We start from the raw sequence: 6,444 nt of genomic DNA on the forward strand, positions 1-6,444 counted from the left end.
GTACTCATTGCCTTTGTCATAAGCCACCGCCAGCGCCACCTGCACGGCACGTGCACCGTAGCCGGACTTGTTCGGCGGATGAATGCCGTTGCCAAGATCACTGCTGATGACCATGTGCGTGTTCGGATACTTCATGATCTGCTCAAAGGCCACATGCGAGTACTCCTTGTCCGGGTTGTTCGGGATCGTCTTCGGCAATGGCGCGAACTTTTCGGCGAGACGATTCATCGGCTGTGAATAGTCAAAAGCGCAGCCACCACCGCTCGGCTTTTCAACGTAGAGAAAGGGGAAATCGCCCTGGCCCCAGGCTTTGCGCCAGCCGCCAATGAGTGCGCCCATGAGCGTCACCTGATCCACACCCACGATGTTCGTGCGGCTTTCTCCCTGATCCCACAGCACGCCTTTGATGCCATAGCCGACGTAGGGTCGAATGAACTGCTCAAAAAGCTGGCCCACTTTGCCAAAGTTCGTCTCCCCCGCCTTGCCCACAGGCTGCGGTGCACGCGGTGGGCGGGCAGGCTCTTTGCCCTCTTTCTTGGCAGCATCCGCGCTGATTTTCCACTTGGCGAATTCCTCATCAAACTTGGCCTTGTCCACGGCATACTTGGCCACGAGTTCGTCATACTTGTAGGTGGGTGCAAACGCCTTCACCGCCGCAGCACTCGCGGCATCGCTGCGATACATCTCCTCGCTCAGCCAGAAGCCCGAAGGCGTGCCACCCACGGCACCCACCATCAGTCCCACCGGCACCCCGAGTTCCTTCTGCAAAGGAAAGCCAAAGGAGAACAGCAGCGCGCTGAACTTCGGATTTGTCTCCGGCGTGGCCTGCTCCCATGTGGCGTTCGCGTCTTTGCGCAGCAGGCGCAGGTGCGGATAGGTCTGCTTCGCGGCTTCATCCAGCACCGGGTCATCTTTGGTATAACTGGCCACCACCATGTCCATGTTCGACTGACCGGAACCGATCCACACATCACCCACCAGCACATCGTCGATCTTCTGACCGCCAATCGTCAGCGTGCGCGGCTCCGCGCTGGCCCTGAGCGCATCCAGCTTCACACTCCACGCGCCTTTGTCATCCGCCGTGGCCGTCTTGCTCTGCCCTGCAAAATTCACCGTCACCTTCTCGCCCGGAGCCGCCGTGCCCCACACCGGCACCGCCATGCCCCGCTGCAGCACCATGTGCGGCGTGAAGACCTTGGACAGCTTCACCTCGGCATGCAATGCGGAGGCCAGCAGAAGAACGGCACAGAAAGTGAACAATGATTTCATGAGTGAGGGCAATACGAACCAGCCTGGACAATCTAGCGCAGGACGCACTCATGATGGAGGATAGGCTTCCAGCCTGTCAGTGGATCGAGGCGTCTCGCCTTTGATTCCGGACTCAGGCGGGACGCCCCAGTCCATTGTCAGGCAGGATGCCTGACCTCCGTGCCGCCAAACCTCCACGCCAGAATGCGGCTCTTTTTCTGCCCCTGCGCCATGTCGATGATCTTCACCTCCGCCGCCTTCACTTTGCGCAGCGCCTGCTCAAGTCGCGGCAGATGCTCGCTCTTGGACACCAGCGTCGTGAACCATCCGCAATGGGCTGCAAACTCCGCGCTCTCTTCGATCATGCGTCGGATGAATCCCAGCTCTCCGCCCTCGCACCAAAGTTCATTCGCTTTACCGCCAAAGTTCAGCCCCGACTTCTTCCCGCCAAGATTGCGCAGCTTCCTCTGCGTGCCCTCCGCCGCTTCAGCAGCCGAGCCGTGAAACGGCGGATTGCACAGCGTCAGGTCAAAGTGCTCGCCCGGCTGAATAACGCCTCGAAAACAGGCATCCGCCGACTTCTGCAAACGGCACTCGATCAAGCCCGCCACACTCGGATTCGCCGCCACGATCTTCTGCGCCCAGCGCCACGCAGCCGGATCAACCTCCGCACCCACAAAGCTCCAGCCATGCTCACTCGCACCGATCAGCGGATAAATGCAGTTCGCCCCCGTGCCGATGTCCAGCACTCGCACCGTAGGCCCGCGCCGCAGCGCGATCAAATCCGCCAGATGATGAATGTAATCACTGCGCCCCGGAATGGGCGGGCAAAGATAACCCGGCGGAATATCCCAATGTTCCAAGCCATAGGCCTGCTTCAGCAGCGCCTGATTCAGCGCCTTCACCGCCAGCGGATCCGCATAGTCGATGCTGTCATCGCCATACGCATTCGGCCTCACAAACACCGCCAGCGCAGGACTGCACTCAATGAGCTGCGGAAAGTCATAGCGCGTGTTGAAACGATTGCGCGGGTGCAGCCCGGCTTTGCGAGCCTTGTCCATGTCAGAAGCAGTCATGAGGTTTGCCACAAAGAAACGCAGAAACCGCAAAAAGGTTGGAGATTAAAAACAAGGCTTCCCATTCTGATTTTTGATTTTTTTTGCGCCTCTTTGCGGCCATTCCCTCCTCATCGCCCACCTCCAGGTGGCGTGCGGTCATCACCAAAGTATTTCTCGCTGCGGTAGCGCAGCCACACGCGCAGCACCTGCGGCACCTTCTCCCGCTCCGCCTCGCTCAGCGTCTCATAGAGCGCCATCGCCTTCTCACGCTCGCCCCGGCAGGCGCGGTTGTTGTGCGCATCCCAATACGCGCGCGCCACGCGGATGCGACGGCACACCTCTTTGATCAAGGCGGCGCCGGTGAGCGGCTGGGTGCTGGGTTTCTTCTTCGCGGGCATGGGAGCATCTTGGCTTACAGAACGGCCTGAGGCAATGCGTAGTAGCTCCATGCCCGCCCGCATCACAGCTCTCGCTCTCATTCTTGCCACGCACGCCCTTGCACAAAGCGGCACCATTCCCGCTGACCGCCCCAGAGCGCGCCCTGCCTCGGCGCTGACCGGTTGGGCGGACTGGGAGAAAGGCGAGGAACTGCTCAAACGCATCCACGTGCCACCAGCGCCCGTGCTTTCCGCCGAGGATGAAGCGAAGACCTTCAAGCTCGCCCCAGGTTACCGCGCCGAGTTGGTGGCGTGCGAGCCCATGGTGCAGTGCCCCATCTTCTTCGAGTTCGATCCCGACGGCCGCATCTGGGTCGTCGAATACCAGGGCTACATGCGCGATGTCCAGGGCAGCGGAGAAGGAGATTCCATCTGCCGCATCGTCGTGCTCGAAGATGAAAACGGCGATGGCAAGGCGGACAAAAGCACCGTCTTTCTCGACAAGCTCGTCATGCCTCGCAGTTTTGCCTTCGTGAAAGGCGGCATCCTCCTGCAGGAACCGCCCAAGCTGTGGTTCTGCGAAGACACCGATGGCGATCTCCGCTGCGACAAGCGCACCGAAGTCGGCACCATGGGCGTGGGCGGAAATCCGCAGCACACGGCGAACGGCCTGCGCCGTGGCATCGACAACTGGCTGCACTGCGCCGACTGGCCACACCGCTACCAGTGGAAGGACGGCAAACTCATCGATCAGCCCACGCTGCATCGCGGGCAGTTCGGCGTCAGCTTTGATGAAACCGGCCGCTTCATCAGCTGCTACGAAAACAGCGCCATGCACATGGACCTCCTACCTGCGGAGGCGCTGCTGCGTCATCCGAACGTTGCCAAGCTCGCGCAGCGCGATGGTCGCGGCAGCTTCGGGGTGAATGTGAATGTGGCGAAGGACGCCGCCGAGTGTTTCCCCATCCGCGTGACGCCAGCCGTGACGCTGGGTGCCCTCGAACTTCGCGATGACGGTCGCCTGCGCACTTACACCATTGTCTCCGGCACCTGCTTCTATGATGGGGATCAATTTCCGCCCGAGATGCATGGCAATGTCTTCGTGCCCGACTCCGCTGGCCACTTGGTAGGCACGCTGAAACTCAGCGGCGGCATCTCACCCCAGGCGCAGCGCTTCTTCCCACCCGAGCAGGAACTCATCGCCAGCACCGATGAACGCTTTCGTCCCGTTAATGCCCGCGTGGGACCAGATGGCACTTTGTATCTCGCGGACATGTATCATGGCATCATCGAGCATGTGATCTTCATCGTGCCGTGGCTGACGAAGCAGATCGAGGAGCGCAAACTCTACGAAGGCAACGATCACGGTCGCATCTGGCGCATCGTGCACGACGGGCCACCGCTGCGGAAACGGCCTGCGTTATCCAAAGCCAGTACCGCAGAGCTGGTGGAAGCCCTGGGTCATGCGAATGGCTGGCAGCGAAACACCGCGCAGCCGCTGCTGGTGGAACGCCAGGAGGACATTGGAGATCCCAATCGCTTTGCAGCGCCACTCCAGCGTCTGCACGCGCTCTGGACTTTGGAAGGCACCGGCAGGCTGACCAAGCCAACACTGCAAAAAGCCGCCCAGGATGCCGACCCACGCGTCCGTGCTGCGGCAGCTAGATTGGGCGCGGAGATTTCACTCCAGACCGAACCGGATGCAAGCGTGCGCCTGCAGGCCCTGCTCACACCGCAGAGCACCGCAGCTATCGCTAACCATCTCACGCAGCATGAAGATGATCTGAGCCGCATCGCCGCCATGACGGGTGTACATGGCCGTGAGATGGAGTTGCTGGACCTGCTGCTGAAGCAGGCGGATTGGCAGCAGGAGAACGCGCATTTCCGCGAGACACTGCGCCTGCTCACCCAGTTCATCGGTATGGATGATCAGCACGAAGCCGTGGTATCACGCATCGAGCAGACTTCAAACTGGCAGCGCATGGCGCTCGTGGACGGCTTCCTCGCCACACAACCGAATGACCCACGGCAGATCAAACCCGTGAAGCTCGCTGCGAAGCCCAAATTCCTCGATGAACTGGCGGCGAACCGCGACATCACCGCCCGCGAGCGCATGCAGCGTCTGCGCATGTGCCTGACGTGGCCGGGTGCTGACAGCGTGGTCACGGCTACCCGCAAGCAACCGCTCAGCGCTGCGGCGCACCAGCAGATCGAGCGCGGTGCCGCCGTGTATCAAACCGTCTGCGGCCTCTGCCATCAGCCAACGGGTTACGGCATCCCCAATGTGGCCCCACCTCTGGCCGAGAGCGAATGGGCGACCGGCGAACCGGAACGCATCATCCGCATCGCGCTGCACGGGTTGTATGGCGAGATCGAGGTGAACGGGCAGAAATGGAATCTCGCCATGCCTGGCCAGGGTGAAAACCCCATGCTGGATGACTCCAAGCTGGCCGACGTGCTCAGCTACGTGCGCAATGCCTGGGGCAATGAGGCCAGTGTGATCGATGCCGCCCACGTCGCAGCCGTGCGTGCACACACCAAGACCCGCAAGATGCCTTGGACGGCGGACACACTGCTGCAGGTTGATGTGAAAGGCGGCAAAGCCATTCAGGCAGATGCCGACGGCGTGCTGCTCCTTCCCGCCAGTGCGGCAAAGACTTATGGGCAAAAGCTCGCCTACCGCGCCGCGCTCAATGTGCTCGCCCCCTGGCGCATCGACACCGATGTGGCCGAGTGGCTGATCCAGGTGCCAACAGCGGGTGATTATGAAGTGCGCGTGACACTGGCGGCCGATGAAGCCTCCGCAGGCGATGCCTATGTGATCGAGGCTGAAAGCACCAGCGTGAAAGGCGTGGTGCAGGCCACCGGCGGCTACGAGAGCTTCAAAGAGCAGCCCGCAGGAACCATCAAGCTCAAGGCCGGTGTGCAATCCCTGCTGATGCGGCCCGATGGAGCTCTGAAGCAAGAATTGGCAGATGTGCGGGCGGTGCGGCTGGTGCGCAAGTGAGAGTGGGCACGGCGGGCAGGTGGCACTAAAAATTCCACCGCGCGAAAAAGCGAGAGCTGCAGTGATTTGCATTGCCATGAGGCCGCCTGATCTCATACACCTACACCATGAGCACTTATTGGCAGCTAGGTTTGGCGCTTTGCTTAGGATTTGTCTCCCATCTGAAAAGCGGTGCGCAGGAGCCTGTGACTCTCATCACGGCACGGATCACCACGGTGAAGGAGAGTGACTGGCAGCGTGAAATGGCCCACGCTGGCAGGCCAGACGGACTGCGCGAGCGGCTGCAGGCGCGCACACTGGTGGAGCTCGCAGGAGCGATGACCGATGATGAGGTGACACTCCTGAGCGTGGGGCAGGAACGTGACTTCGTCACCCAATGGGGCCGCACCGCAAACCAGCAGGACGTCGAAGCCAAGAAGACCGAAAAACAGCTCATCGGCACCGAGATGCGGGTGCAACGCGAGATGCTCGATGATGACGGCACGAAGGTTCGCCTGCACATCACGCTGACGCATGACCTCCAGCCGCCGCAGTTGCAGAAGATCACCTATGCCACGGCAGCGGTGGGAGCCGACCGCGACAAGCGCAGCGTCACCGCACCACGCTTTGAGCGCCTGCGCTGGCAGGGCGATGTCATGGCAAGACCCGAGGAGCGAATGATCGCCAGTTTTCAGTCACCGCAGGATGCTTCCACGCGGATCGTCGTTTTCCTCCAGGGCGGCGCTGCTGCCAGCAAGGCCAATGCGAGCACCAC

The 6,444-nt window shown here is 61.3% G+C and carries 5 protein-coding genes; 2 read left to right on the top strand and 3 right to left on the bottom strand.

Annotated elements, in window-relative coordinates:
* The 3 genes from WAW39_RS10595 to WAW39_RS10605 all read right to left on the bottom strand — a co-directional run.
* The coding region (locus tag WAW39_RS10595; protein ID WP_422318538.1) for a sialate O-acetylesterase at nucleotides 1-1,269 on the bottom strand (1,269 nt) is incomplete at its 3' end.
* A 137-nt stretch (nucleotides 1,270-1,406) separates the two neighbouring features.
* Nucleotides 1,407-2,324, bottom strand: coding sequence for a 23S rRNA (adenine(1618)-N(6))-methyltransferase RlmF (gene rlmF / locus WAW39_RS10600; RefSeq protein ID WP_422318540.1), 918 nt, complete (start codon nucleotides 2,322-2,324; stop codon nucleotides 1,407-1,409).
* A 110-nt stretch (nucleotides 2,325-2,434) separates the two neighbouring features.
* Nucleotides 2,435-2,704 (bottom strand): Precorrin-3B methylase, encoded by a 270-nt coding sequence (locus tag WAW39_RS10605; protein WP_397384293.1) that lies wholly within the window; start codon nucleotides 2,702-2,704, stop codon nucleotides 2,435-2,437.
* 49 nt (nucleotides 2,705-2,753) lie between these two features.
* Here WAW39_RS10605 and WAW39_RS10610 point away from each other — a divergent pair, with 49 nt between their 5' ends.
* Both WAW39_RS10610 and WAW39_RS10615 read left to right on the top strand, forming a co-directional pair.
* Nucleotides 2,754-5,690 (top strand): DUF7133 domain-containing protein, encoded by a 2,937-nt coding sequence (locus WAW39_RS10610; protein WP_422318542.1) that lies wholly within the window; start codon nucleotides 2,754-2,756, stop codon nucleotides 5,688-5,690.
* Nucleotides 5,691-5,797: 107 nt separating this feature from the next.
* Nucleotides 5,798-6,444: hypothetical protein (locus tag WAW39_RS10615; RefSeq protein WP_422318544.1), on the top strand; the 647-nt coding region annotated here is incomplete at its 3' end.

The sequence above is a fragment of the Prosthecobacter sp. genome, assembly GCF_049294395.1.
GTDB lineage: Bacteria > Verrucomicrobiota > Verrucomicrobiia > Verrucomicrobiales > Verrucomicrobiaceae > Prosthecobacter.